27 protein-coding genes and 1 riboswitch are annotated in these 24602 nt (G+C 34.3%); of the genes, 21 read left to right on the forward strand and 6 right to left on the reverse strand.

Annotated elements, in window-relative coordinates:
* Positions 1-81: 81 nt before the first annotated feature.
* The 4 genes from HMPREF0446_RS08235 to yidD all read left to right on the forward strand — a co-directional run bounded on the left by HMPREF0446_RS08235 (position 82) and on the right by yidD (position 2059).
* On the forward strand, positions 82-186 hold the full coding sequence (locus HMPREF0446_RS08235) for a putative holin-like toxin (protein ID WP_169816064.1): 105 nt from the start codon (positions 82-84) through the stop codon (positions 184-186).
* 303 nt (positions 187-489) lie between these two features.
* On the forward strand, positions 490-1020 hold the full coding sequence (locus HMPREF0446_RS00865) for an acyl-CoA thioesterase (RefSeq protein WP_006703654.1): 531 nt from the start codon (positions 490-492) through the stop codon (positions 1018-1020).
* Positions 1021-1136: 116 nt separating this feature from the next.
* Positions 1137-1748, forward strand: a complete 612-nt coding sequence (locus HMPREF0446_RS00870) for a TVP38/TMEM64 family protein (protein ID WP_006703653.1) — start codon at positions 1137-1139, stop codon at positions 1746-1748.
* An 11-nt stretch (positions 1749-1759) separates the two neighbouring features.
* Entirely contained in the window at positions 1760-2059 is a 300-nt protein-coding gene (gene yidD / locus HMPREF0446_RS00875) for a membrane protein insertion efficiency factor YidD (RefSeq protein WP_006703652.1), read from the forward strand.
* Positions 2060-2083: 24 nt separating this feature from the next.
* On the opposite strand, the gene HMPREF0446_RS00880 is transcribed toward yidD, so the two are convergent.
* Together HMPREF0446_RS00880 and HMPREF0446_RS00885 are read right to left on the reverse strand one after the other, a co-directional pair.
* Positions 2084-2623: an ECF transporter S component gene (locus HMPREF0446_RS00880; RefSeq protein ID WP_006703651.1), complete on the reverse strand. Its 540-nt coding sequence runs from the start codon at positions 2621-2623 to the stop codon at positions 2084-2086.
* Positions 2623-3024, reverse strand: coding sequence for a DUF4430 domain-containing protein (locus HMPREF0446_RS00885; protein ID WP_006703650.1), 402 nt, complete (start codon positions 3022-3024; stop codon positions 2623-2625). Before HMPREF0446_RS00885 ends, HMPREF0446_RS00880 begins: the two co-directional genes overlap by 1 nt.
* A gap of 192 nt (positions 3025-3216) precedes the next feature.
* Here HMPREF0446_RS00885 and HMPREF0446_RS00890 point away from each other — a divergent pair, with 192 nt between their 5' ends.
* Positions 3217-4017 (forward strand): formate/nitrite transporter family protein, encoded by an 801-nt coding sequence (locus tag HMPREF0446_RS00890; RefSeq protein WP_006703649.1) that lies wholly within the window; start codon positions 3217-3219, stop codon positions 4015-4017.
* 146 nt (positions 4018-4163) lie between these two features.
* Positions 4164-5780 carry a peptide ABC transporter substrate-binding protein gene (locus HMPREF0446_RS00895; RefSeq protein WP_020991244.1) on the forward strand — a complete coding sequence of 539 codons (1617 nt, stop codon included), beginning with the start codon at positions 4164-4166 and terminating at the stop codon, positions 5778-5780.
* A 64-nt stretch (positions 5781-5844) separates the two neighbouring features.
* Here the strand turns inward: HMPREF0446_RS00895 and HMPREF0446_RS00900 are convergent, their stop codons facing one another.
* The 3 genes from HMPREF0446_RS00900 to HMPREF0446_RS00910 are packed head-to-tail and all read right to left on the reverse strand — an operon-like array spanning position 5845 to position 8340.
* A complete protein-coding gene (locus tag HMPREF0446_RS00900) occupies positions 5845-6915 on the reverse strand; it encodes a PDDEXK nuclease domain-containing protein (protein ID WP_020991245.1) in 1071 nt (356 codons plus the stop codon).
* Between the two features lie 6 nt (positions 6916-6921).
* Positions 6922-7488 carry a GNAT family N-acetyltransferase gene (locus HMPREF0446_RS00905; RefSeq protein ID WP_006703646.1) on the reverse strand — a complete coding sequence of 189 codons (567 nt, stop codon included), beginning with the start codon at positions 7486-7488 and terminating at the stop codon, positions 6922-6924.
* A gap of 9 nt (positions 7489-7497) precedes the next feature.
* On the reverse strand, positions 7498-8340 hold the full coding sequence (locus tag HMPREF0446_RS00910) for an AraC family transcriptional regulator (protein WP_006703645.1): 843 nt from the start codon (positions 8338-8340) through the stop codon (positions 7498-7500).
* 195 nt (positions 8341-8535) lie between these two features.
* A riboswitch (THF riboswitch) is annotated at positions 8536-8635 on the forward strand.
* A 63-nt stretch (positions 8636-8698) separates the two neighbouring features.
* On the opposite strand from HMPREF0446_RS00910, the gene HMPREF0446_RS00915 reads away from it, so the two are divergent.
* From HMPREF0446_RS00915 to HMPREF0446_RS00945, 7 genes are all read left to right on the forward strand, one after another.
* Positions 8699-9226, forward strand: coding sequence for a folate family ECF transporter S component (locus tag HMPREF0446_RS00915; RefSeq protein WP_006703644.1), 528 nt, complete (start codon positions 8699-8701; stop codon positions 9224-9226).
* 34 nt (positions 9227-9260) lie between these two features.
* A complete protein-coding gene (locus HMPREF0446_RS00920) occupies positions 9261-9440 on the forward strand; it encodes a 2-hydroxymuconate tautomerase (RefSeq protein ID WP_006703643.1) in 180 nt (59 codons plus the stop codon).
* Between the two features lie 234 nt (positions 9441-9674).
* Positions 9675-10046, forward strand: coding sequence for a GntR family transcriptional regulator (locus tag HMPREF0446_RS00925; protein ID WP_006703642.1), 372 nt, complete (start codon positions 9675-9677; stop codon positions 10044-10046).
* Position 10047: 1 nt separating this feature from the next.
* Positions 10048-10737: an ATP-binding cassette domain-containing protein gene (locus HMPREF0446_RS00930; RefSeq protein WP_006703641.1), complete on the forward strand. Its 690-nt coding sequence runs from the start codon at positions 10048-10050 to the stop codon at positions 10735-10737.
* Positions 10734-11528 (forward strand): ABC transporter permease, encoded by a 795-nt coding sequence (locus HMPREF0446_RS00935; RefSeq protein ID WP_006703640.1) that lies wholly within the window; start codon positions 10734-10736, stop codon positions 11526-11528. Before HMPREF0446_RS00930 ends, HMPREF0446_RS00935 begins: the two co-directional genes overlap by 4 nt.
* Before the next feature lie 13 nt (positions 11529-11541).
* Complete coding sequence (locus HMPREF0446_RS00940; protein WP_006703639.1) at positions 11542-12762, forward strand: hypothetical protein; 1221 nt, start codon at positions 11542-11544, stop codon at positions 12760-12762.
* Positions 12763-13018: 256 nt separating this feature from the next.
* On the forward strand, positions 13019-13255 hold the full coding sequence (locus HMPREF0446_RS00945) for a hypothetical protein (protein WP_006703638.1): 237 nt from the start codon (positions 13019-13021) through the stop codon (positions 13253-13255).
* A gap of 53 nt (positions 13256-13308) precedes the next feature.
* On the opposite strand, the gene HMPREF0446_RS00950 is transcribed toward HMPREF0446_RS00945, so the two are convergent.
* Complete coding sequence (locus HMPREF0446_RS00950; RefSeq protein ID WP_020991246.1) at positions 13309-13806, reverse strand: FUSC family protein; 498 nt, start codon at positions 13804-13806, stop codon at positions 13309-13311.
* A gap of 185 nt (positions 13807-13991) precedes the next feature.
* On the opposite strand from HMPREF0446_RS00950, the gene HMPREF0446_RS00955 reads away from it, so the two are divergent.
* The 8 genes from HMPREF0446_RS00955 (at position 13992) to gatB (ending at position 24483) form a co-directional block, all read left to right on the forward strand.
* Positions 13992-14633 carry a glycoside hydrolase family 73 protein gene (locus tag HMPREF0446_RS00955; protein WP_006703636.1) on the forward strand — a complete coding sequence of 214 codons (642 nt, stop codon included), beginning with the start codon at positions 13992-13994 and terminating at the stop codon, positions 14631-14633.
* 7 nt (positions 14634-14640) lie between these two features.
* Positions 14641-15753, forward strand: coding sequence for an ATP-grasp domain-containing protein (locus HMPREF0446_RS00960; RefSeq protein ID WP_006703635.1), 1113 nt, complete (start codon positions 14641-14643; stop codon positions 15751-15753).
* Positions 15754-15782: 29 nt separating this feature from the next.
* Entirely contained in the window at positions 15783-18080 is a 2298-nt protein-coding gene (gene pcrA / locus HMPREF0446_RS00965; RefSeq protein ID WP_020991248.1) for a DNA helicase PcrA, read from the forward strand.
* Positions 18081-20087, forward strand: a complete 2007-nt coding sequence (gene ligA, locus HMPREF0446_RS00970; protein WP_006703633.1) for an NAD-dependent DNA ligase LigA — start codon at positions 18081-18083, stop codon at positions 20085-20087.
* A gap of 2 nt (positions 20088-20089) precedes the next feature.
* Complete coding sequence (locus HMPREF0446_RS00975) at positions 20090-21208, forward strand: CamS family sex pheromone protein (protein ID WP_006703632.1); 1119 nt, start codon at positions 20090-20092, stop codon at positions 21206-21208.
* A gap of 68 nt (positions 21209-21276) precedes the next feature.
* The gene (gene gatC, locus HMPREF0446_RS00980; RefSeq protein ID WP_006703631.1) at positions 21277-21576 is read left to right on the forward strand and encodes an Asp-tRNA(Asn)/Glu-tRNA(Gln) amidotransferase subunit GatC; all 300 of its coding nucleotides are present in this window, start codon (positions 21277-21279) and stop codon (positions 21574-21576) included.
* Positions 21577-21581: 5 nt separating this feature from the next.
* Positions 21582-23039: an Asp-tRNA(Asn)/Glu-tRNA(Gln) amidotransferase subunit GatA gene (gene gatA / locus HMPREF0446_RS00985; protein WP_006703630.1), complete on the forward strand. Its 1458-nt coding sequence runs from the start codon at positions 21582-21584 to the stop codon at positions 23037-23039.
* Positions 23040-23052: 13 nt separating this feature from the next.
* On the forward strand, positions 23053-24483 hold the full coding sequence (gatB, locus tag HMPREF0446_RS00990; protein WP_006703629.1) for an Asp-tRNA(Asn)/Glu-tRNA(Gln) amidotransferase subunit GatB: 1431 nt from the start codon (positions 23053-23055) through the stop codon (positions 24481-24483).
* Positions 24484-24602: the final 119 nt, after the last annotated feature.

Genomic DNA, 24602 nt, shown 5'->3' on the forward strand with positions numbered 1-24602 from the left:
TTTTAAAGCGGTGGCAATCTCTATAAAGGTAGGTGATGCTTATGAGCATCTGTTTAAAATCTATCGAAAGGAGGTTGTATTTTGTCAGTCTATGAAGCATTGACATTAGTGTGTTCTTTTGCGACTTTACTAGTTGCGTTAGTGGCACTCATTGTCAAACTGATAGAAATCAAGACAAAAAAATAACACCGCTCATAACTTTGGAAGAGTTAGCGGTGTTATTAATACACTAATAACTGCCACCGTCTTTTCAACGGTCTACATTAGAGTCGAGTTGCTGCTCGGCTCTTTTTGTATCTTCATTATACCAAAAACAAAACGAATTGCAAACTTCGCAAATCCAAGTGATAATGTCCCGAATAATATTGATTCTAATTTTGTAGAGTGGTGAGAAATAAAAAAAGAAGGAACTATTATCTCAAAGCCATACTTTTTGAAAAAAAGAAAAGGAATGGTACAATAGCGTTATTGAATATTAGAGGAGTTAGTATGAATACAACAATCAAAACATGCGCACAAACACGTGCGATTCAGTCTAGAAGAATTTTTCCATTTGATGTGAATATGCATCAAACATTATTTGGAGGGAATTTAACTCGTATTATTGACGATTGTGCATCGATTACGGTGTCTCGTCATTGTCGTCGTTTAGCAGTGACGGCTTCAGTCGATGCGATGAATTATTTAAAACCATTACCATTAGGGCATTCTGTTTGTGTGGAAACGTATATTTCTGGTGTTGGAAAGAAAAGTATGGAAGTCTTTTGTAAAGTAGTAGGGGAAGATGTTTTAACAGGTGAACGTTATTTAGCAGCGACTAGTTTTTGGACATTTGTAGCTTTACCTCGAGAAGGGGAAACGGATTTTGCAGTTCCAGCGATTGAACCGGAAACTGCAGAAGAGAAATTCATTTGTAGTGGCTATGAAGACAGACGTTTAGCTCGATTAGAACAATTGAAACGACAAGAAGAATTAATGAATCATGTTTCTATTCATAAACCTTGGATGGAATCATTGTGACAGTAATGTAAGGTTATCACCGTTTTTGTTAGAAAAAATCAAGGATTTTTCATATTTGATTTGTTAAAGTAGTCTTATCAAATGATTCTGGATGAAGAAGGTTACAGGAGGGGACTATGAATAAAACAAATGCTATTGCATTAAATCGGAAAATTATTCAAGTATTGACAGTAGGAGGAATTCTCCTAACGATTTATTTAGGATACATCATTGCCAAACATCATTATTTTGAGGTTGGAGGAGCATTCCAACAGTTGGTCGGCAATTGGGGAATGTATGGAGTATTATTCTTTATCTTCATTCAAATAGTACAGGTAGTTTATCCGATTATTCCGGGCGGACTAACTTGTGTCGTTGGGCATATTGTATTTGGCCCTTTATATGGGTTTATTTATAATTTTATTGGTATTATGATTGGGTCTATGATTAATTTTTGGCTAGCAAGACGATATGGAGAAACAGTCGTTCAAGCATTTGTTTCTCAAGCGACTTATGATAAATATATTAGCTATTTAAATGATGGGAAGAAATTCGAACGTTTCTTCTTTTGGGCATTAGTATTGCCAGGATTTCCTGATGATTTCTTATGTATGGTAGCAGGATTAGGGAAGATGACGTTTAAGAATTTTGTAGCGATTTGTTTAGTGGCAAAACCTGTCACACTATATGTTTATACATTGATTGCAGCAGAAGGAGTACAAGTTCTCTTTAAATGGATTCAAGGGTAGAGGTGTTTTGTGTGAAAAGAATAATGATTGGATTGGTTCGAGGATATCAAAAATGGATTTCTCCATTATTTCCACCATCGTGTATTTATCGACCAACTTGTTCAACGTATATGATTCAAGCAATTGAAAAACATGGCGCTATCAAGGGTGTAATAATGGGAATTGGTAGAATTATGAGATGTCATCCATTTATTTTAGGAGGACAAGATCCAGTTCCAGATGAATTTACAGTAAGACGACATAAAGACTATCGAAAAAAGAGAAGTTGTCAATGTTGTCAACCGATAGAAATCAAAAAAGAAGGAGATTGAACGGTATTCAATCTCCTTTTTATATTACTGAAATTTAGTTTGATACTTTTGAATAATACGTGGCAATAGTGGCGATAAGAGTATCCAAAAGCCAATATTTCCAAAAGCATGTAGTGTATCAAATGGTAGTCCTTGTAAATAATATACCCAAAATTTAGGAATATGATAAAAATATACAGAAAAAATCGAAATGACAAATCCGTATAAATATCCCGTTAAACCAGCCATGATTGTAAAAAAGGCTAATTTCAATAAGGGTTGTTTCCAAGTTTGTCTCCAGAAAGGTTTCAAACAAGAAAATACAAGAATGACAATCGCAAAACTAGCAATTTGATACAAGGTCCATGGTCCCATTCCTAAAAAGATATTAGATAGAATCATCGATAAACTGGCAGTCAAAATTCCTTCTACTAATCCCATTTCAAGAGTAATGATTAATAGAATCACCGTCACCGGTTGAACATTTGGAATCCAGGAAAATAGGAGTCTACCAATGTAGGCTAGTGTTGATAGTAATGCGATCAGTGTGATTTTTCTAATGGAAAAAATAGACGTATTTTTCATTATTGTTTAAATGCTTCTAATTTCCAATCGATAACGTCACCTTGTTTTAAGTCAACTTGGTTAGCTCCGACTGGGCTCATTTCACCATTGACATCAAATAACCAATATTTTTGGTTTGCTGGTTCTTGTTCAATGCCGTTAATTGAAGATACGAAACCATCTTTTTCAACGATTTGCATTTGTTCTTTCATGACTGTTAATAATTTATCACCATCTTTGAAAGTTAAGGTAAATGGACTTCCTGAAATTGGTTCTCCATCTTTTTTAACATTTACTGTAATCGTTTGTTCTACTTTTGCTGTAGTTGTTGTTTCTTGAGATGTTTGTTTAGTAGGGGCTGTTGGTTGTGCGCAAGCTCCTAAAGATACAGTTAATAAAGCTAAAGCTAATAATTTTTTCATAAAATCCTCCTAGAGTGTTCTTTTAAACCTATACCATCATAGCGAAAGCGAGATAGAATGTAAAGTCATTTATATTCTATGAAGAAATTAAAAAAATATAAAATCTTATCTACTCACCTTGTGAAAAAAGTGGTATACTGACAAAGTATTATTCCAAAAAGGAAGAGTAATTAAAAGGAGGAAATGACCTATATGGCACAAGGTTATGAATTTTCAGAAAAAGTAGCGAAAGCTTGTCAAAAGAAAGAAGCGTTGTTTGACGAAAGTAAAGCACGTTATGCATTACGTTCAATGTTTGCAGGAGCTTTTCTAACAATGAGTACAGCAGCAGGGGCGGCAGCAGCACAAGTGATTGCAGGATTAAATCCAGCGTTAAGTAAATTTTTCTTTGCATTTATTTTTACTTGGGGATTAGTTTATATCTTATTCTTAAATTCTGAATTAGCAACATCTAATATGATGTATTTAACAGCAGGAGTTTATCAAAAAAATATTCGCCTATCAAAAGCTGTAACAATTTTATTATACTGCGGAATCTTCAACTTGATTGGAGCGATGATTATTGGGGCAGCATTTGCATATAGTTCAGCTTTTAATGCAATGGATGTACAACACTTCATCGTTGGTCTTGTTAAAGGGAAAGCATTAAGAGGAAATGGACAAGTTCTTCTAGAAGCTGTTTTAGCGAATATCTTTGTTAACGTTGCAATCTTAGCGTTCTTATTAATTAAAGATGATGCTGCTAAAATGTGGATTATTATTTCAGCAATTTTCATGTTTGTATTCTTAGGAGAAGAACACGTGGTAGCAAACTTTGCTTCATTCTCAATTGTTAAATTCTCAGCAGTTTCTCCATCTCTAGAATTTATGAACTGGTTCAACTTAATTCGTCACTGGGTAGTAGCGTTTATCGGTAATACAATCGGTGGGGGCGTGATTGTTGGATTAGCTTACGCATTCTTAAACAAAACAAAAAGTGTTTATCATGAATAATGAAACTAAGGGTTGCCTCTAGAGGCAGCCTTTTTTATTTTTAGAAAATTTTCAAAATCTTGAGCAGAATAATTGGGGAATCGGATAAAATCTGTTACTATAACTCTATCGTGAAAACGATGAATGAAATGAAAAGGAGAATTGTTATGAAAAAAACAACCAAAATGTTAGCGACCAGTTTATTAGTGGCGGTAGGTTTGGCTGCTTGTGGCAGCAATTCATCAAGTTCTACGAATGCTGCGAATCGCTTAACAATGACAACCTTTGGCGAATTAACAACATTAGATAGTGCAGATTATGATGATGTTCCAAGCTCAGATATGATGGGACAAATTTTTGAAGGATTATATCGTGTAGCAGCAAACAATAAAGTTGAATTAGGAATGGCTGCGCAAGAACCTAAAGTGAGTGAAGATGGTTTAGTCTATACTTTTACATTACGTGATGCAAAATGGTCAGATGGATCTCCTGTAAAAGCACAAGATTTTGTATTTACTTATCGTAAATTAGTGAATCCACAAGAAGGACATGTAGCACAATCAGCGGATGTGTTCAAAAATGCGAAAAAAATTCGTAGTGGAGAATTACCAGTGGAAGAATTAGGAGTTAAGGCTCTTGATGATAAAACATTAGAAATTACACTTGAAAATCCAGCTCCATATTTACCAAAATTATTAACGGGTTCACGTTTCTTACCACAATCTGAAGCAGTGGCTAAAAAATTAGGTGATCAATATGGTTCAAATGTTTCAAATGTAGTCGTAAATGGACCATTCAAATTAGAAGGATGGACAGGTTCAGAATTAACTTGGAAATTAGTGAAAAACGCGGACTACTGGGATGCTAGCAATGTTGCTTTAAATGAAGTGACAGTGAATGTATCTAAAGAAGTAGCAACTTCTGTTCAATTATTTGATTCAAAACAAGTCCAATATACAACGATTAGTGACCAATTTGTGGATCAATATAAATCTCAACCAACATTCCATGCGCAACCAAAAGCAACAATGGGATATATGAGTTTTAATACATTGAAACCAACAACAGCAAACCAACACTTCCGTCGTGCGATTGCGATGGCTTATGATAAACAAGCGTTAACAAATAATGTCTTAAAAGATGGCTCAATTCCTTCAACAGGATTAATTCCAAAAAGCTTTGCAACAAATGAAGCAACTGGAAAAGATTTTGTAGATGAATCAGGTGATTTCTTGAAATTTGATGTACAAGAAGCTCAAAAAGAATGGGAATTAGCGAAAAAAGAATTAGGGGTTAGTGAAGCAACCGTTACTTTATTAACTTCTGATACAGGAACTTCAAAACTTGTAGGAGAATATTTACAAGCGCAAATTCAAAAGAATTTACCAGGTGTAACATTTAAATTACAACCTGTTCCATTGAAAAACCGTTTAGAATTACAACGTGCAAGCGACTTTGATATTTTCTACGGTACTTGGGCTCCAGATTATCAAGATCCATTGAACTTCTTAGAGCAATATATTACAGGTGGCGGTATTAACTTTGCGAAATACTCTAACCCAGAATATGATAAAGCAGTAGATGCCGTGAAATCGACTTATGCCACTCAACCAGAAAATCGTTGGAATCAAATGCTAGCTGCAGAAAAAGTCATTATGAATGATGCAGTTGTAGCTCCAATTTACCAAGCTTCTCAAAGCTATTTATTAGCTGAAAATGTAAAAGGCTTTGAAGTATTACCGTTTGGACGTACAGTGAACTTACGTCAGGCAAGCGTGCAGTAAAAGAAATATTAAAACAGAGGTAACTATAATAGTAGGTACCTCTGTTTTTGTTAATCATCAATTATTATTTTGAATCGAATTCTTTTATAGATGCTTCTATCTCCTCAATAGAAGGTAAACTACTTTTGAATTTTTGATTAAGTAGTTTACTGATTTCATATTGACTGATTCCGATTGGCTGTGAGATGTTTTCAAGTGAATATTCAGCAACTATGTTATCTTTGTCTCTGCAAATGAGTAAACCTATAGTTTGGTTATCGCTATCTGACTTTATGTTTTTATTTACAGCTGTTACATAAAAATTAAGTTGTCCTACAAATTCTGGTTTAAATTTTTCTGTCTTTAATTCTATTACAACATAGGCATGCAGTTTAACATGATAGAAAAGTAAATCTATATAAAAATCACTTTCTCCAACCTTAATATGAACTTGCTTACCAATGTAGGAGAATCCTGTACCAAGTTCCAAAAGGAAAGAAGTTATTTGATTGGTTAATGCTTCTTCCAACTCTCTTTCATTATGCTTATCTCGTATGGTTAAAAAATCAAAATTATAGGGATCTTTTATAGTTTGTTTGGCTAATTCAGATTGGAGCGCTGGCAATCTATTGTCAAAATTTGTAACTGCATTTCCAAGTCTTTTATATAATTCCCCATCAATCTGATGTTCTAAAACGCTTCTGCTCCATCCATTTTCTATTGTCTTATCTACATAAAATAAAGCATCTTGGATATCTTTACTTTTATACATAATTCTTTGGTTATGTCCCCATGGAATATTTTTTATTTTTCTTTCAATATCTGATATTTGGGTTACAGCTTGTAACCCCATTAGGGAATCGTTATAAAAGTTAAACCAATATCGAATATGTTTTAGGTTTGCAGGTGAAAATCCTTTTATATCAGGGAATTCTTCTCTTAAATCAGTACTTAATACTTTTAGAAAACTATCACCCCAAGAATATTGTTTTTGTTTTTCAACAATTTCCTTTCCTAAGTTCCAATATAAATCAAGTAATTCATAATTAACTTTTATAGCCGCTTTTAACTGACTGCTTCTAACTTTTTCTTTTAATATCGAAATAAATTTTTTATATTCGTTATCTTTCATAATCGATAAATCGTTTTTGTTCATCCCAAATCACTCAAGTTTTTTTGTCATATGATAATAAGAATGTCCACTTAAGATTTTTGTACTAGTCGCAGTATAGCCTAGTTTTTGGTAGAGCTGATATGCTTTGTCATTCACCTTATCACAATTCAAAGCAATGACACTAGCGTTTTGTTTTTTTGCTAATTCTTCAGCTTCCTGTAGTAATTTCATCCCAATTCCTTTTCTTCGATGATTTTCATGCACAGAGAGAATATCAATATACCATTCTCCAGCTTGTGTTTCAGAATCCTCATAGAGACGAATGGAAGAAGGAATATTGTACGTTTCATACAATTGATAAAATGGGTCATCGACCTTTTCTTCTAGATGTCCATGGTAGCCAAAAATTGCTCCTGCAACGGTTCCGTCTTCAATATAAACAAGTGTATTGGTTAGACTATATCGGAAGTCTTCTTGTAGCATGGCTTCTTCTAGCATGGCGTGAAGAGTATTGAGTGATACTACTTTTAAAATGGGCAATTCCATGTCTTCGATAATGGTTTGAATGAGCGGAATGATTTGCTTTCTTTCTTCGGGTTTGGGTTGTCGGATCATTGTTTCACCTTATTCTAGTTGAGATTTACGGTATGCGAGTGGGGTCATACCCATTTTTTGTTTAAATTGTTTTGAAAAATATGCTTGAGTTGAAAATCCAACAATAGATGCAATTTGTGACATCGAGTAATTCGTTGTAGAGAGGAGTACTTTACTTTCCTCAATGCGAATATCTGTCAAATATTCCATTGGTGTTTGATTCATTTCATTTTTAAAACTGTGTGAGATATAAAATCTGCTTAAATGTGTTAAATCAGCTAAATCCTGTAAGGAGATTTGTTCTCGATAATGTGTTTTTAAATAGTGTTTAATGAGACTAATATCTTTTGTCGTTTTATTAATTGGACTAACATCAATTTCAAACGATTTATTTCGAAGAATTTTAATGAGCAATATTTCTAATAAATTATGACAAACTAATTCATAGCTCATCGAGTGATTGGTTGCTTCTGTTACCATTGCGTTTAAATACACTAAAATATCCTTTTGTTCGTCTCGCAAGTTGAAAAATGAAAAAGGTTGCTCGACATTTGTTTGCGTATTAAAAAAGTTAGAAAAAGAAAGTCCTGTAATTCCTAATACAATATATTCGAGAGGTTCTTCAGGGGAAGAAACTTCTGTATGATCGACTTGTGGATTAATAATAACGAAATCTTGTGCCTTTACAGGGAAACGTCGATTTTCAATGATAAATTCTCCCTTTCCATCTAATACATAAAATAATTCCATAAATGGATGAGAATGGATTGTGCTGTGCCAGTCGCTATCATATTTTGATTTTGTAATAGATTCTAAATGGAAGGATAAACTTCGCATATTCGATTCAATTACTAAATAACGTTCATTACTCATACTTTTCACATCCTTATCTGTTACTTTCATTATACTTGAAAGCGCCTTATTCATCAATTCCCTTTGGGAAAAGATAGAAAGAAACGGAAGAATGACAGTTTCATTGACGACAACTTAAAAACCAGGTATGCTATTTTCTGGTAGAAAGGAGTGCATGGAAAAGGTTTCGTCAATCGAAGAGACGAACCACAACAAATCAGAGTAGAATACATTGCGTTAAGTGCCAAATGGATGGGATGTTGCCGATTGGACGAAAAAGAGAACTCTTTGCGGTAGTGTATTCGCATTCGCTGCATTTAATGACAGACTATTTATTAAATGGAGCAGCTCTTTATGACAGTTAAAAGGAGATGCTAATATGAACAAACAAACACAATTAACAAGAACATTAACGGTAACCGCATTAATGATTGCCATGCGTTTAATTATTGAGATGATTCCATCGATTAAAATGGGGAATCTCGTACAAATCGGATTCGGATTTATCGGAGCGGCACTTGCTGGGGTGATTTTAGGACCTTATCGAGCAGCTGTTGTAGGATTTTTTGTAGATATTTTAGGAAATTTCCTAAGAGGGGAAGCGAGTACCTTTTTCCCTGGATTTACTTTAACAGCCGTTTTAGGTGGATTAATTTATGGCTATTGCCTGTATCGTAAAGAATTAACACTTCCACGTATTTTTGTGACGGTATTAATCATTACAGTTGTGATTAATTTAGGATTGAATTCGCTTTGGATTTATATGATAACGCAAAAAGCTTTTTCAGCCTTTATGGGACTTCGAATTTTGAAAAATATCATCAGTTTACCGTTGAATACTGTGATTTTATATGTGCTGTTTCGTAATCAAACCATGCAACAGATCATTGAGAAATATCGAGTATAGGCGTATACTATTCTTACAATAAGGAGGGATAGTCATGCCATTTATTCATATTGAAATGTTAGAAGGACGTACACGTGAACAAAAAGAAGCACTTGTCAAAGAAGTAACAGAAGTTGTTTCGAAAAATACGGGCGCTCCTACAGAACATATTCACATTATTATTCAAGAAATCAAACATGGAAACTTAGGGCAAAACGGTCAATTACGTGGCTAATGCTTAGTGAAAACTTTAGATGGGAATTTCCTGTCTAAAGTTTTTTTATTGTCAAAATCGCTATCCAATCGACGAATTTATCTCAAAAAACAGCCAGCAAAAGAATTTTTCGGATTTTTTAAAAATGTTTTCAAAAAATGATTGACGAAATGAGTGTATCAAGCGTATAATACAGTCAAGAAGCAAAGTGTATTAATGCATTAACACAATAGTACAAGGAGGGGATGAAATGTTATGATCCAATTTGATAAACGATTGCCGGTATATGAACAGATTATTGACTATGTTAAAAAGCAAATTGTATCAGGTGAATGGGAATTAGGAAGAGAATTGCCAAGTCGAAGAGAATTTGCTAGTCAACTTCAAGTGAATCCGAATACTGTTCAAAGGGCATTTCGAGAAATGGAGGAGATGGGGTTGATTTCAACAGGAAATAATGTCATGAGTCGAGTGACAGATAATCCCGATTTAATTGGGCAATTAAAGCAAGAAATGTTACAAGAAGCAATACAAATTTTTGCAGATTCGATTTATCCATTACATGTTTCGAATGAGGAAGTCATGGAACAGTTGGAACAAGCGATGAAGAGAAGAGAGGGAGAGTAGCATGTTAGAAGTGAAACATTTACATAAGAGATTTGGCAACAAAGCGGTGTTAAATGGAATTTCTTTTACAGCAGAACGTGGAGAAATTACCGTATTAATCGGAGTGAATGGGATTGGGAAAACAACGATTATGAATATGATCATGGGGTTAATTCCAATCCAAAAAGGGGAAGTAAGTATTGATGGACAGGTGATCAAAGGAGATCGCTCGAAGAAGTTAGCTTACATTTGTGATCAGATTGTTGTGAATAAAGGTGAAACGATTTTTGAAGCAATAGCTTTTATGAGAACTTTTTATCCGAATTGGAATGATGAGAAAGCTAAAAAATTATTACATTTCTTCAAATTCAAAGGGAATGAAGTGATTCAACAATTATCAAAAGGAAATGTTGCAAAAGTTAACTTGTTATTAGGATTATCTTTAGATGTTGATTTTGTATTAATGGATGAACCATTTTCTGGAATTGATATTTTTTCAAGAGAACAAATTGTACAATTATTTACTTCAGATTTATTAGAAGGAATTGGAGTTATTTTAACGTCTCATGAAATCGAAGATATTGAATATATTGTTGATAAAGCTATCTTATTAGATGAAGGAAAAGTAATTAAAGAATTTTACGCAGAACAAGTGCGTGAAGAAGAAGGTAAATCTATTGTAGATGTGATGAGGGAGGTGTATCAATCATGAAAAAGATTTTTAATTTATGGTTGTATGAGTTGGGAAAAAGTAAATTTATGTTAGGATTTCTAATGATTGTGTTCTTTGTCATTCAAGTATTAGTTCATCTGATGCGTATTTTAAGAATAGATCCTAAAAATCTGAATGTCGAAGATACAAGAAGCGTGACGGATTTAGTGCAATCAAGATTTGGAATGAATTTAGCACTGATGGCAGCTTTTATCATTATTATTATTGCTTCGGTTTATATTTGGGTCAAAGAATTTCGTAGTAAAGGGAATTTTATTAATCGATTATTCTTACTACCAGGGAATCGAATGCAAGTGTATTTTGCAAAATTTTTAACGATTTTGTCTTACATTTTAGTACTTCAAATAACACAATTTATCATTCTTGGAGTGAATAAGGCGCTATTAATTTGGAGATTCCCAGTTTTAGCAGACCAACTTCATTACACGGACTTCTTAAATTCGGGTTCAATGTTACAATATTTATTACCACTAAATGGAACTGCATATTTGTGGTTGATGGCATTTATAATGGTTGTCATTGTTTTCTTCTTCCAATTAGCCATTTTAGAAGAAGGATTGAAAGCGTATGGTTGGGCTTTGATGGTGGCGTCTTTAGTCGTTTACTTTGTTATTTGCTGTGGTATTTTAGCAAGTTATATGCAATTGATGCTGCATTTATCTCTTACTCAAACGGAACAATATTTTATGACAATGTTGTATGCAGTTGGATTTATAGGCATTCATTGGTTAGTTGATTATTATTTATTAGAACATAAGGTCAGTGTTTAATGGGGGTGAGCATATGAAATCAATTAAATTTGCATGGGGATTATTGGTTATCGTTGTTGGATTTCTAGTAGTAGGAATTGGGAATATGGTTTGGACGTCAATGTCAGATGCTCCTTACACCATAGAAACTTCAGCAGAAGGCAATCAATATTTAAAAGGGACAGTTTTTGAAGTAGGAAAAGAAGGCGCAGGAAAATTAAGTAATAATGTTTCGACATCAGCCATTGTGGATGGGAAAGTGAAAAAACTATTCCAAACATTAGGGACTTGGAATGGACAGATGAGAGAACAAGAGACATTAAGCAAAATCCCTCTTTTGGAACGTTCATTACTTGTCAATCATAGACACGTATTACAATTAGATAATTCTTCACTATTTTATGATATTCATTGGGATTCATATTTCAGTAATTCTGGAGACTTTACATTTAATTATGCGATGTACTCGAATGAAAACAAACGAATCATTGAAAAACAAATTCCGATTCATTTTACGGGATCATTTGGCTGGGGAGAAGAGCCAATCTTCCAACGTAAGGGAAAAGAATTAGGAGTTATCATTCCTTTCGTAGAAAAAAAATCGAGTGAAAGAAAATTCTTGAAGTTTATTGTATCCTTTGAAGAAGGTACTGTGAAAGATGTGGGAGAATTAACACTTGAAAAAGATGGTTTATGGATTAATGCAGCATTCGGAAATCATTCTTATAATCCAGAAACAATTGTATTTAATGTACTTCCTTTAAAAGATGGACCAAAATCTTCTGAAAAACCAGAGGAAGATGAGTATTATCAATATGATTTATTTACAAATACATTCCGCAAATTGGATACTACTTCACTAGGAAGTCCAGCAAACTTCTATATTTCAGGTTCTAAAATTTATGCAGTAGAAACGAATCAGCCAAAATTTGCCGGAAGAAAACATGGAAGACCGGATCCTGCTGAACGACCAGGATATATTGAAAATAGTGAGCGTCAAGCTAATAATGAAACGGTTTATCAACTTACTTCAGATTTGTCATTAGAAAAAATTGGAACAATTCAACGTGATCCATATTCTTCAGAAGAAGTGCTAAACAAAGATACATTAGTTTATGTCGGACTTGACCAAGGACAAGATGCACTTCGAGTATTTGATTTGAATAAGAAAGAAGAAGTTTTCTCAGCAAAAATCACACCAAAAGCAGATGCGAAGTTATATTTCCAAAGAAAACGTGACTATGTGATTTACTAATAGGTTGTAAATATAGTACAATCAAAGTAATAAATAGGGCAGTAGTTCAAAAAGGAAGACGCCTTTCTAGTAATAGAGAGGAGATGACGGTGCGACTCCGTCCGACTATTTATTGACGGCACTCCGTATGGGGTGCCTTTTTTGTTCATCATTAAGGGTTTGATAATAAAGGTAAATTAAAAGGTTTATAAAATTGTTTGAAATTTGATTAATAGAAGATATAATAGCTTTTAAGATACAATATGGAGGAGAAAAAATGCATAAAAATTATTATGATGGACCACCTGAATATAGACCATTAAGTGCATGGGAATATTTTGGGTATGGGCTTCTTATAGCAATTCCGATTGTGGGTTTTGTGATGATGTTATATTATAGTTTTGATAATTCTAATATTAATCGTCGCAATTTTGCTCGTTATTTATTGTGTAACGGTATTTTAGTGCTTGTATTTGGAGTTTTCTGGATTGGAATTAATTATTATCCGAAATAAAAAAATTATAGAAAATATAGCAAACAAAAAAGAGCATTCCGCTTTGGGATGCTCTATTTTTCTTGTAAATGTGGACTTGGTAATAGTCGGTTGACAATCATCGCAATCACTGCTCCAATTAAAGTATCCAAGACACGTTGAATCGCATATTCTACATTCACGGCAGCTTCGATATTGTAAAAAATTACTAAGAAAGTCGCTGAAGAATTAATGACCGCTGTTTTGTTGAATCGATTGCAAAATAAAATTAATAAAATAATTCCAAGAGGAACTAATATTAAGTCAATGTAGTCTGGAAGAGTAAAATATCGATACGATTGAAGAAGGATAATGGCTAATATCCCTCCAGACATATTCCCATAAAAGCGAGAAACTCCAAATTTCCAAGTTTGTTTATGATCCGTTCTTAAACTAAATACGGCAGATAACACTGCTAACATTGGAGACCCACGATGAAGTACTTTAAAAAGAACGATACAAATAAAGGCAGATACGGCTGTTTTTAAAGTTCGGAGTCCAATGTGAAAAGGACTTTGTTGTTGATTAGGCACACTTTCACCTCGTTGTTTAAAATTCTTGAATATCATATCATAAATTGTATCAAGCGACAACGAGTAAGAATGTCGATTAAAGTCAGATTGAAAATGTAATTAATTTTATAAAAAACATGGAAAATTCAAGCGTAAAATTAAGGTTTATGATAGAATTAGAGGTATGTATAGAAAGTGGTGTTGCTGTGGGAAGACGAAAATCAATCAAATGGAAATCACATATGAAATTAGGGGTTAAGAGATTGACGCTAGGAATCGTTTTAGTATTCGTAGCGATTTGTAGTGTGATTATTATGGGGACGTTACAGTTCCAAGAAACAAGACAAGACCCTACAGAAATTGCACACCAACAATTTATTCAAACGCTTGTCCCGTCTTCTCAAAAAGCTTATCAATTGTATAAAGTCTTACCGAGTATTAGTTTAGCTCAAGCTATATTAGAGTCCGATTGGGGAGAAAGTGGGTTATCAAAGGATTATTATAACTTATATGGGATGAAAGCTGGTGCTGCAGAACCGAGTGTTCAATTAGAAACAAGTGAATTTGTCAATGGTCAATGGATTACCATTATGGCCCCTTTTCGAGTTTATAATAGTTGGGCAGAATCTGTAGAAGCACATGCTAAGTTATTGACATATGGAGTGGATTGGAATCCTAAATTATATGAACCAGTTTTAAAAGCAAAAAATTATAAAGAAGCAGCACACGCCCTTCAAAAAGCAGGGTATGCTACAGATCCAACTTATGCACAAAAAATTATTACGGTCATTGAAACATATCATTTATCACAATATGATCAACTTCAAGAAAAATCTGTAAAGGAGTAGAAAACACATGAGTCAATTATTACCAGGAAGTATTATTGGAATTATTGGTGGAGATTCTCAAATTTCATCTATTATTTTAATGGCGAAACGTTTAGGGTATCGTGTTTACCATTTCCGAGAAGAAGATGAACCTAGTGTTTTGTTAGCAGATAAAGAAGTGATTGCTCGTTATTCGAATAAACAAGCATTATCAGACTTTGCAATGCAAGTGGATACGATTTATGTTTTAACAAATCAAATTGAAATAGATACGATTATCGCCTTAAGTGGGAAAACACGTTATTATCAATCGTTTGAATTAGCAGAAATTTCTCAAAATCGTATGGTTGAAAAGTTATTTTTAGAAGAACATGCGATTAATGTAGCTCCTTATGGAATGATTACAAGTATTGGAGAATTACCAAGCTTATTATCAAGTATTGGATTTCCTGCTGTGTTAGAGACGAATCGTTTTCATAAAAAACATAAGGGAATTATGATTTATGACCATGATATGGATGATCATGTGTTCCAACTAGTAGAGGAACAATCTTGTATGGTAACAGCATTTGTTCCCGGTCAACGACATTTTAGTATGACAATTTTACGAGATTATGAAGATCATATTACGATTTTACCAATTACCGAAGATGTATATGTAGATGGAAATTTAAAATATTCAATTGCGTCTAAACGAATGAATCCTGAATGGGTTGGAGAGCTTCGTACGATTGCATCTAAAATAATGCGTTCAATTTCAGGGTCTACTTTAGTATCGATTCAAGTAGTAATGGCAAAAAGTGGAATTTTTTATGTAAAAAAAGTGGATCAATTACCACTTCTTCAACATCAGTTTAGCGCACGACAAATTCCTCAATCGTTTAGTGAAATTGTTTTACGATTAGCAACGGGCTTAGGTGTTTTAGAAAGTGGATTGCTAGAAGAAGGGTTAATTGTTCCGATTTATCAAGAAATGTTAGAAAAAGCGCATATTTTAACAGTGTTAAAACCTCATTGGGAATTTGAATATTTCCAAGTTGAAGGTGGAAATCTAGAAGAAGCAGTTGGAGTGATTCGATTAACAGGTACTTCAAGTGTGGATTTAGTGAATGAATTAGAATTAAGTGGATTACACGATTAGAATGTAACAAGAGAAGAAAGGATGACTTTGTGAGTATTTCGGCGAAATTACTAGAAGGAATGAATGATCGTCAAAAAGAGGCGGTTCAACATACTCAAGGCCCCTTACTAATTATGGCAGGTGCTGGTAGTGGGAAAACAAGAGTGTTAACACACCGTATGGCGTATATTTTAGCAGAAGAAGAGGTTCATCCTTGGAATATTTTAGCGATTACCTTTACGAATAAAGCCGCACGTGAAATGAAAGAGCGAGTAAGCCAATTAGTTGGCCCGCAAGCTGAAGATATGTGGGTATCTACGTTCCACTCCATGTGTGTGCGTATTTTAAGAAGAGATATTGAATTATTAGGTTATCAACGTTCTTTTACAATTTGTGACCCAAGTGAGCAACAAACAGCAATGAAGCGAATTTTAAAGAAATTAGATATTGATAGCGAAAAGTATGATTATCGCATGATTTTAAATCGTATTAGTCAAGCAAAAAATGATTTAGAAGATGTGGAAGAATTTAGCAAAAAATATACGGGATATGTGGAACAAATCATTGCGAAATGTTACCGTGAATATCAAAAAGAACTAGCAAAAAGTATGACATTGGACTTTGATGATTTAATTATGTTGACGGTACAATTATTCCAAAAACATCCTGAAACATTGCAGTATTATCAACAAAAATTCCAATATATTCATGTGGATGAGTATCAAGATACGAACCATGCTCAATATCGATTAGTAACGATGTTAGCGAAGAAATTCAAAAATATTTGTGTTGTTGGGGATGCAGACCAAAGTATTTATGGTTGGCGTGGTGCTGACATGAGTAATATTTTAGAATTCGAAAAAGATTATCAAAACGCAAAAGTTGTTTTATTAGAACAAAATTATCGTTCTACCAAAACGATTTTACAAGCAGCGAACCATGTCATTGAAAATAATTTTAATCGTAAAGTGAAGAAATTATGGACTGAAAATGAAGAAGGACAACCCATTACGTATTATCGTGCTCAATCGGAGCAAGATGAGGGACGTTATGTATTGTCACAAATTCAAAGTTTATTAAGAGATGGTTATCATTATGATGATTTTGCCATTTTATATCGTACAAATGCGCAATCTCGTGTCATGGAAGAAAATTTATTAAAATCAAACATTCCATTCCGTTTAGTAGGAGGACAACGATTCTTCGAAAGACTTGAAATTAAAGATTTGCTAGCATATTTACGTTTAATTGTAAATCCTCAAGATGATTTAAGCTTTAGAAGAATTGTCAATAGTCCGAAACGAGGAATAGGAGCAACTTCTTTAGATAAATTAAATGATTTTGCTTCTATGCATCAATTTTCATTATTAGAAGCCAGTTCGCAAATAGCAATCTCTCCTTTATCAGGGAAAGCAGCGAAAGCTTTAGAAAAATTTGCTGAAATGATTGAAGATTTGAGAAAAATGCAAGAATTTCTATCAATCAGTGAATTTGTAGAACAAGTGATTGAGAAAACAGGATATCTTGCTGCTTTAGAACAACAGCATACAATGGAAGCTGATGCGAGAATTGAAAATATTCAAGAGTTTATCTCAGTTGCAAAACAATTCGAACAAGATCGTTTAGAAGAAGAGTCGGAAGATTCTCCACTATTACAATTTTTAACAGATTTATCTTTAGTTTCTGATGCAGATAGCGATGATGGAGATGGCCGTATGGTAACATTAATGACGCTTCATGCGGCTAAAGGGCTAGAGTTTCCAGTCGTATTTATTATCGGTTTAGAAGAAGGGATTTTCCCAAGTTTAAGAAGTATAATGGAGAATGGCGATGATGTGGAAGAAGAACGTCGTCTAGCATATGTAGGAATTACCCGTGCAGAACAAAAATTATTTTTGACAAATGCATACTCCAGATTGTTATATGGACGTACACAAACGAATCGTCCATCAAGATTTCTATTAGAAATTGGTGAAGACTTATTTGATTCAAAACAACAGCAATCCTACAGTTATACAAGTAGAGAGTCTTCTTCATTTACTTCGAAAACTTCGTCTTCTGGTTCATTATTTGACAAATATAGAGCGAAATCTCAGGCAACTGCTTATCAACCAAAAGCAGTTCAGCCTTCTAGCATTCAACCAGTACGTAAACAGACAGTGACTGCCAATGATGGAGCGGTATGGAAAGTTGGCGACAAGGTGATGCATAAAAAATGGAATGTTGGAACAGTTGTAAAAGTGACAGGGGAAGGTACGAATCAAGAAATTGATGTAGCTTTTGCAGGAATGGGTATTAAACGATTATTAGCAAGTTTTGCCCCAATTGAAAGAATAGAGGAGTCGTAAATGGATACTTCAATAGAACAAAAAGTCCAACAATTAAGAGAACAATTAAATCGTTGGAGTCATGAATATTATGTTCAAGATCGTCCAACAGTTACGGATCATGAGTATGATGAAACATATCATGAACTAGTACGGCTAGAAACGGAGTATCCACAATTGGTTACTTCAGATTCTCCAACTCAACGTGTTGGTGGTGTTGTTTTAGAAGGTTTTGAAAAAGTAACCCATCAAAATCCTATGTTGAGTTTATCAAATGCTTTTTCAAAAGAAGATTTACAAGCATTTGATGATCGCATTAAAAAATTAACGAATCGTACGATTGATTATGTGTGCGAATTGAAAATTGACGGTTTATCTGTAGCACTAACGTATCAAGACGGTCAGTTAGTTCTAGGTGCTACAAGAGGAGATGGTGTAATAGGAGAAGATATTACACATAATATTAGAACGGTTAAATCCGTTCCTCTTTCATTAGAGCATCCATGGTCGATTGAAGTTCGTGGGGAATGTTATATGCCAAAGAAATCATTCCAACAATTAAATCAATTAAGGGAAGAAGAAGGGTTAGAAGTATTTGCCAATCCTAGAAATGCTGCTGCAGGAAGTTTAAGACAATTAGATTCTAAAGTGGCAGCTAGTCGAAATTTAGCAGTATTTCTATATCAAAGTCCTAGTGTTGAAACTTTAGAAGTGGCTTCTCAAATGGAATTGCTAGAAAAGATGCAAGCATTAGGATTTGTCACGAATCAAGAAAGCGTACTTTGTCATTCGATTGATGAAGTATGGGCATTTATTGAAAAAATGACAGTGGAAAGAAATAATTTACCTTATGAAATTGATGGAATAGTGATTAAAGTCAATGACTTTAAAGCGCAAGAAGAAATCGGGTTCACTGTAAAAGCTCCAAAATGGGCAATTGCTTATAAATTCCCTGCTGAAGAAGCACAGACAATTGTGCGAGATATTGAATGGACAGTGGGGCGTACGGGAGTAGTGACCCCAACAGCCGTGATGGATGCGGTATTTCTTGCGGGAACTACTGTGAAACGTGCCAGCTTACATAATGTCGATTTAATACGAGAAAGAGATATTCGAATTGGAGATACGGTTGTCATTCATAAAGCAGGAGATATTATTCCTGAAGTCACTCGAGTGATTTTAGACAAACGACCTGAAGGGTTAGAACCGTATGAATTTCCTAAAGAATGCCCGTCTTGCTCGAATCCACTCGTTCATTTAGAAGAAGAGGTTGCTTTAAGATGTATGAATCCAAAATGTCCAGCTCTTTTAAAAGAAGGATTAACTCATTTTGTATCGAGAGATGCGATGAATATGTCTGGAGTTGGAACAAGAATTATTCATCAATTATTTGAAAGTGGATTGGTTCAAGATGTAGCAGATTTATATCACTTAACAATGGAGCAATTATTAACACTTGATAAAATTAAAGAAAAATCTGCTCAAAAAATCTTACAGGCAATCGAAACAAGTAAACAAAATTCATTAGAGCGTTTATTAACGGGGTTAGGTATTCGAAATGTCGGATCAAAAGCTGCAAAAGATTTAGCAATGCATTTTGAAACAATGGAAAACCTTCAAAAAGCGACTGTGGAAGAATTGGTTGCTATTGAAGGATTGGGATTAGTGATTGCGCATAGTGTTTTGGCTTATTTTAACCAAGAAACCGTTCAAGATATGTTAGAAGAACTAAAAGAAGCAGGCGTTAATATGCGTTATTTAGGGAAAGCTAAAGTGGCTATCTCAGAAGACTCCCTATTAGCTGGAAAAACAGTTGTATTAACTGGAACGCTTGAGCAGATGACAAGACAAGAAGCAAAAGAAGCAATCGAGTCCTTAGGTGGAAAAGTGACGGGTTCTGTTTCTAAGAAAACAGACATAGTCATTGCTGGAGCGCAAGCAGGAAGTAAGTTAACAAAGGCGGAATCTCTAGGAATTTTAGTATGGGATGAAGAACAATTTAGAACAATGATTGAAGGAAAGGAATAGTTATGAAGAAAAAAATCATCACTTTAGCTAGTGTAACAATGATGTTACTAGCAGGGTGTGCGAATATTAATCAGGCAACACAAAAAAATGCTGAATCAGAATCTTCACGTGCAAAAGTGGCTCAACCAACGACGAACCAACTTTCGAATCAATTCTATCGAGCGTTAATTATGGATGGGAAGTATCAGGTCAGTAAGACTCGTGGAGCAACATTAAGTTTAAATACGGGATTCAATTTAAGAAATTTTGAATCAGGATTAATTGAATTATCACGTGCAGTTTTCCCGACAAATCAATATTTCTTTAGGGAAGGACAAGTGATTGATGCGACTACAACGAATCAATGGGTCGCTCGTAAATCTGAAAAAAATCCAGATGGATTAAATCCAGAAGATAATGGTGAAATAGATGCAAGTAAGAGAAATCCTTATTATTTAGCGCAAATTTTAGAACAAGATTTCATGATTCAAACAGAAAACAATTATGAACTAGGTGGGATTAGTATTGGTCTTGCGATGAATTCAGTGGATTATTACACTGCGGGGGATAAAGATGCGGAGCAAGAAATTTCTAATGAAGAAATGTTGAAGCAAGCAAAATCAATTGCCAATACAGTATTAACTCGTTTACGTCAAAATGATGCATTAAAGACAGTGCCGATTGTGTTTGGAATCTTTAAGCAAGCTCCTAAAGATGATATCGGTGGAGGAGTTTATATTTTAGAAGCTACTTCAGTAGAAGGTACTGAAATTACAAATTGGACAAATATGAATCAAAAAATTGTAGTATTACCATTAATTGATGGTAATCCAACAGAGGAATCATCAGCATTTGAAAACTTTAGAACAGAAGTTCAAAACTTCTTCCCGAATTTATCAGGAGTAACCGCAAAAGTTTATTATCAAGAAAATGCTCCTAAAAAAATGGTTGTTAATATTATGACTCAATTTTATGGAGAATCAGAAATTATTGCTTTAGCACAACATGTAACAGATGTTGCCAATAAATATTTACCAAAAGCAACACCAGTAGAAGTTCGTATTTCATCGATTAATGGGATGGAAGCATTCTTAATGCAAGATACAGCTCAAGGTGTGTTTACGTATCATGTTTTTGATTAAAGATTGACATAAAAGGTACGTGCCTTTTACAATAGAAACGAAAGAAAAGTAGAAAGTGAGGAACAGTCATGGCAATTGAAGAATCAGAAGTACGTCACGTTGCAAAATTGGCGAAATTATCATTTGCAGATCATGAGATTTTACATTTCACAGAGCAAATGAGTGATATCATCGATATGGTAGAACAATTAAAAGAAGTGGATACAACAGGAGTAGAAGTGACAACTCATGGATATTCATTAGTGAATGTTTTCCGTGAAGATGTGCCGGTAAAAGGAACAGATCGTGATTTGTTAATGAGAAATGTAAAAACAAGCGAGGATGGATTTATCCAAGTACCTGCAATTATGGGTGAAGGAGAGGAGTAAGACGCATGAGTTTATTAGAAAATCAAACATTAGTAAGCTTGCATGAAGGGTTAGTTCAAAAGAAATTTACTTCTCAAGAATTAACTAGTGCAACATTTGAAAAAATTCAAGCAGTAGATGATAAAGTTGGAGCTTTCTTAGCGTTAAATGAAGAAGAAGCAATGGCTCAAGCAAAAGCTGCTGACGAAAAAGGTTATGATTCAGCTCTTTCTCTTCAAGGTTTGCCAATCGGGATTAAAGATAATATTGTAACTCGTGATTTAATCACAACAGCTGCAAGTCGTATGTTGGAAGATTTCAATCCAATTTATGATGCGCATGTAATGGACTTATTGAAAAAAACAGGTGCTGTTAATGTTGGAAAATTAAACATGGATGAATTTGCCATGGGTGGTTCAACAGAAAATTCTTATTTCAAGAAAACTAGAAATCCTTGGGATTTAACAAAAGTTCCTGGTGGATCTTCAGGTGGTTCTGCAGCAGCTGTAGCAGCTGGAGAAGTATTAGCCACTTTAGGTTCTGATACAGGTGGTTCGATTCGTCAACCAGCAAGTTTTACAGGAATTGTTGGGATGAAACCAACTTATGGTCGTGTATCTCGTTATGGATTAATTGCCTTTGCATCAAGCTTAGACCAAATTGGACCATTAACTCGTACGGTTAAAGATAATGCATTAGTATTAGAAGCCATTAGTGGATATGATCACCGTGATTCTACAAGTGTAAATGTACCTGTTCCAAATTATTACCAACAAATTAATGGCAATATTAAAGGATTAAAAATTGCTTTACCAGTAGAATATTTAGGGGATGGAATTGATCCTGAAATTCGTAAAGCAGTCTTAAAAGCAGCTGAACAATATCGTGCATTAGGAGCAACTGTAGAAGAAGTGAGCTTACCTCATTCTAAATACGGTATTCCTGCATATTATATTATTGCTTCTTCAGAAGCATCTTCTAACTTACAACGTTTTGACGGAATTCGTTATGGACACCGTTCAGCTGAAGCGAAAACTTTAGAAGATTTATACATCATGAGTCGTACTGAAGGATTCGGTATGGAAGTAAAACGTCGTATTATGTTAGGAACATTCTCATTAAGTTCTGGTTACTATGATGCTTACTTCAAGAAAGCAGGGCAAGTTCGTACATTAATTAAACAAGATTTTGCCAATGTCTTTGCAAATTACGATTTAATTTTAGGACCTGTAACGACTTCAACTGCATATGGAATTGGAGAAAGAAATGATGATCCAATTGAAATGTATATGGCGGACTTATTAACAGTTCCTGTAAACTTAGCAGGACTTCCAGCGATTTCTGTACCTGCGGGCTTCTCTAGCGAAGGTTTACCAATTGGTATTCAATTAATCGGGAATTACTTCCAAGAACAAACCATTTATCAAGCAGCATTTGCATTTGAACAAGCAAATGACTATTACTTAAAACAAGCAAACGTATAAGGAGGAAAATAAGATGAATTTTGAAACAATTATTGGGCTAGAAGTTCACGTAGAGTTAAAAACAGATTCAAAAATCTTCTCTCCTTCACCAGCTCATTTTGGAGCAGAGCCAAATACAAATACAACCGTTATTGACTGGGGATATCCAGGGGTACTTCCAGTTGTCAACAAACGTGCCATTGAATTTGGAATGCGTGCTGCATTAGCATTAAACTGTGAAATTTCACAACATACAAAATTTGACCGTAAAAACTATTTCTACCCTGATAATCCAAAAGCGTATCAAATTTCTCAATTTGATTACCCAATCGGTCATGATGGATGGATTGATATTGAAGTAGAAGGGAAAACAAAACGTATCCGTATCGAACGTGTTCACTTAGAAGAAGATGCTGGTAAAAATACTCACGGAACGGATGGATTCTCATATGTAGACTTAAACCGTCAAGGAACTCCATTAATTGAGATTGTATCTGAAGCGGATATGCGTTCGCCTGAAGAAGCCTATGCTTATTTAGAAGCATTACGCCAAATTATTATGTTTACAGGCGTATCTGATGTGAAAATGGAAGAAGGATCAATGCGTTGTGATGCGAATATTTCTTTACGTCCTTATGGCCAAGAAAAATTCGGTACAAAAACAGAGTTGAAAAACTTAAACTCATTTAATAATGTACGTAAAGGTTTAGCATTTGAAGAAGTACGTCAAGCTCAAGTATTACGTAGCGGTGGCGTTATCGGTCAAGAAACAAGACGTTTTGATGAATCAAATGGTCAAACAATTTTAATGCGTGTGAAAGAAGGGTCAAGTGACTACCGTTACTTCCCAGAACCAGATTTACCAAACTTAGAAATTTCAGATGAATGGGTAGAAGAAGTTCGTCAATCGATTCCTGAAATGCCAACGGTTCGTCGTGAACGTTATGTTCGTGAATTTGGTTTACCAGAATATGATGCAATGGTCTTAACTCTATCAAAAGAAATGTCTGATTTCTTTGATGAAACAGTTGCAGCAGGTAGTGATCCAAAATTAGCTTCTAACTGGTTAATGGGAGATATTTCTGCTCACTTAAATAGTAAAAAGTTAGAATTACATGATTTATTATTAACTCCACAAAGTTTAGCAGAAATGATTCAATTAATTGGAGATGGAACAATCAGCTCTAAATTAGCGAAGAAAGTATTCTTATTATTAGCTGAAGAAGGCGGAACTGCTCGTCAAGTTGTTGAAAAACATGGTATGATTCAATTAAGTGATCCATCACAATTATTACCAATTATTCAAGATGTGTTAGCTAATAACGCACAGTCTATTGAAGACTTCAAAAATGGTAAAGATCGTGCAGTTGGCTTCTTAGTGGGTCAAATTATGAAACAAACAAAAGGAAAAGCAAATCCTGGAGTTGTAAACCAATTATTACAAGAAGAATTAGCAAAATATTAATAACTGAGAGAACTGAAACGTAGAAGAAGAAAATTTTCTATAATACGTTCGGTTAAATAATTACTGGGGGTGAATAGAAAACGGGATTTCCGACTTTTATTCACTCCTTCTCTCTTTTT

Source organism: Granulicatella elegans ATCC 700633 (genome assembly GCF_000162475.2).
Taxonomy (GTDB): domain Bacteria; phylum Bacillota; class Bacilli; order Lactobacillales; family Aerococcaceae; genus Granulicatella; species Granulicatella elegans.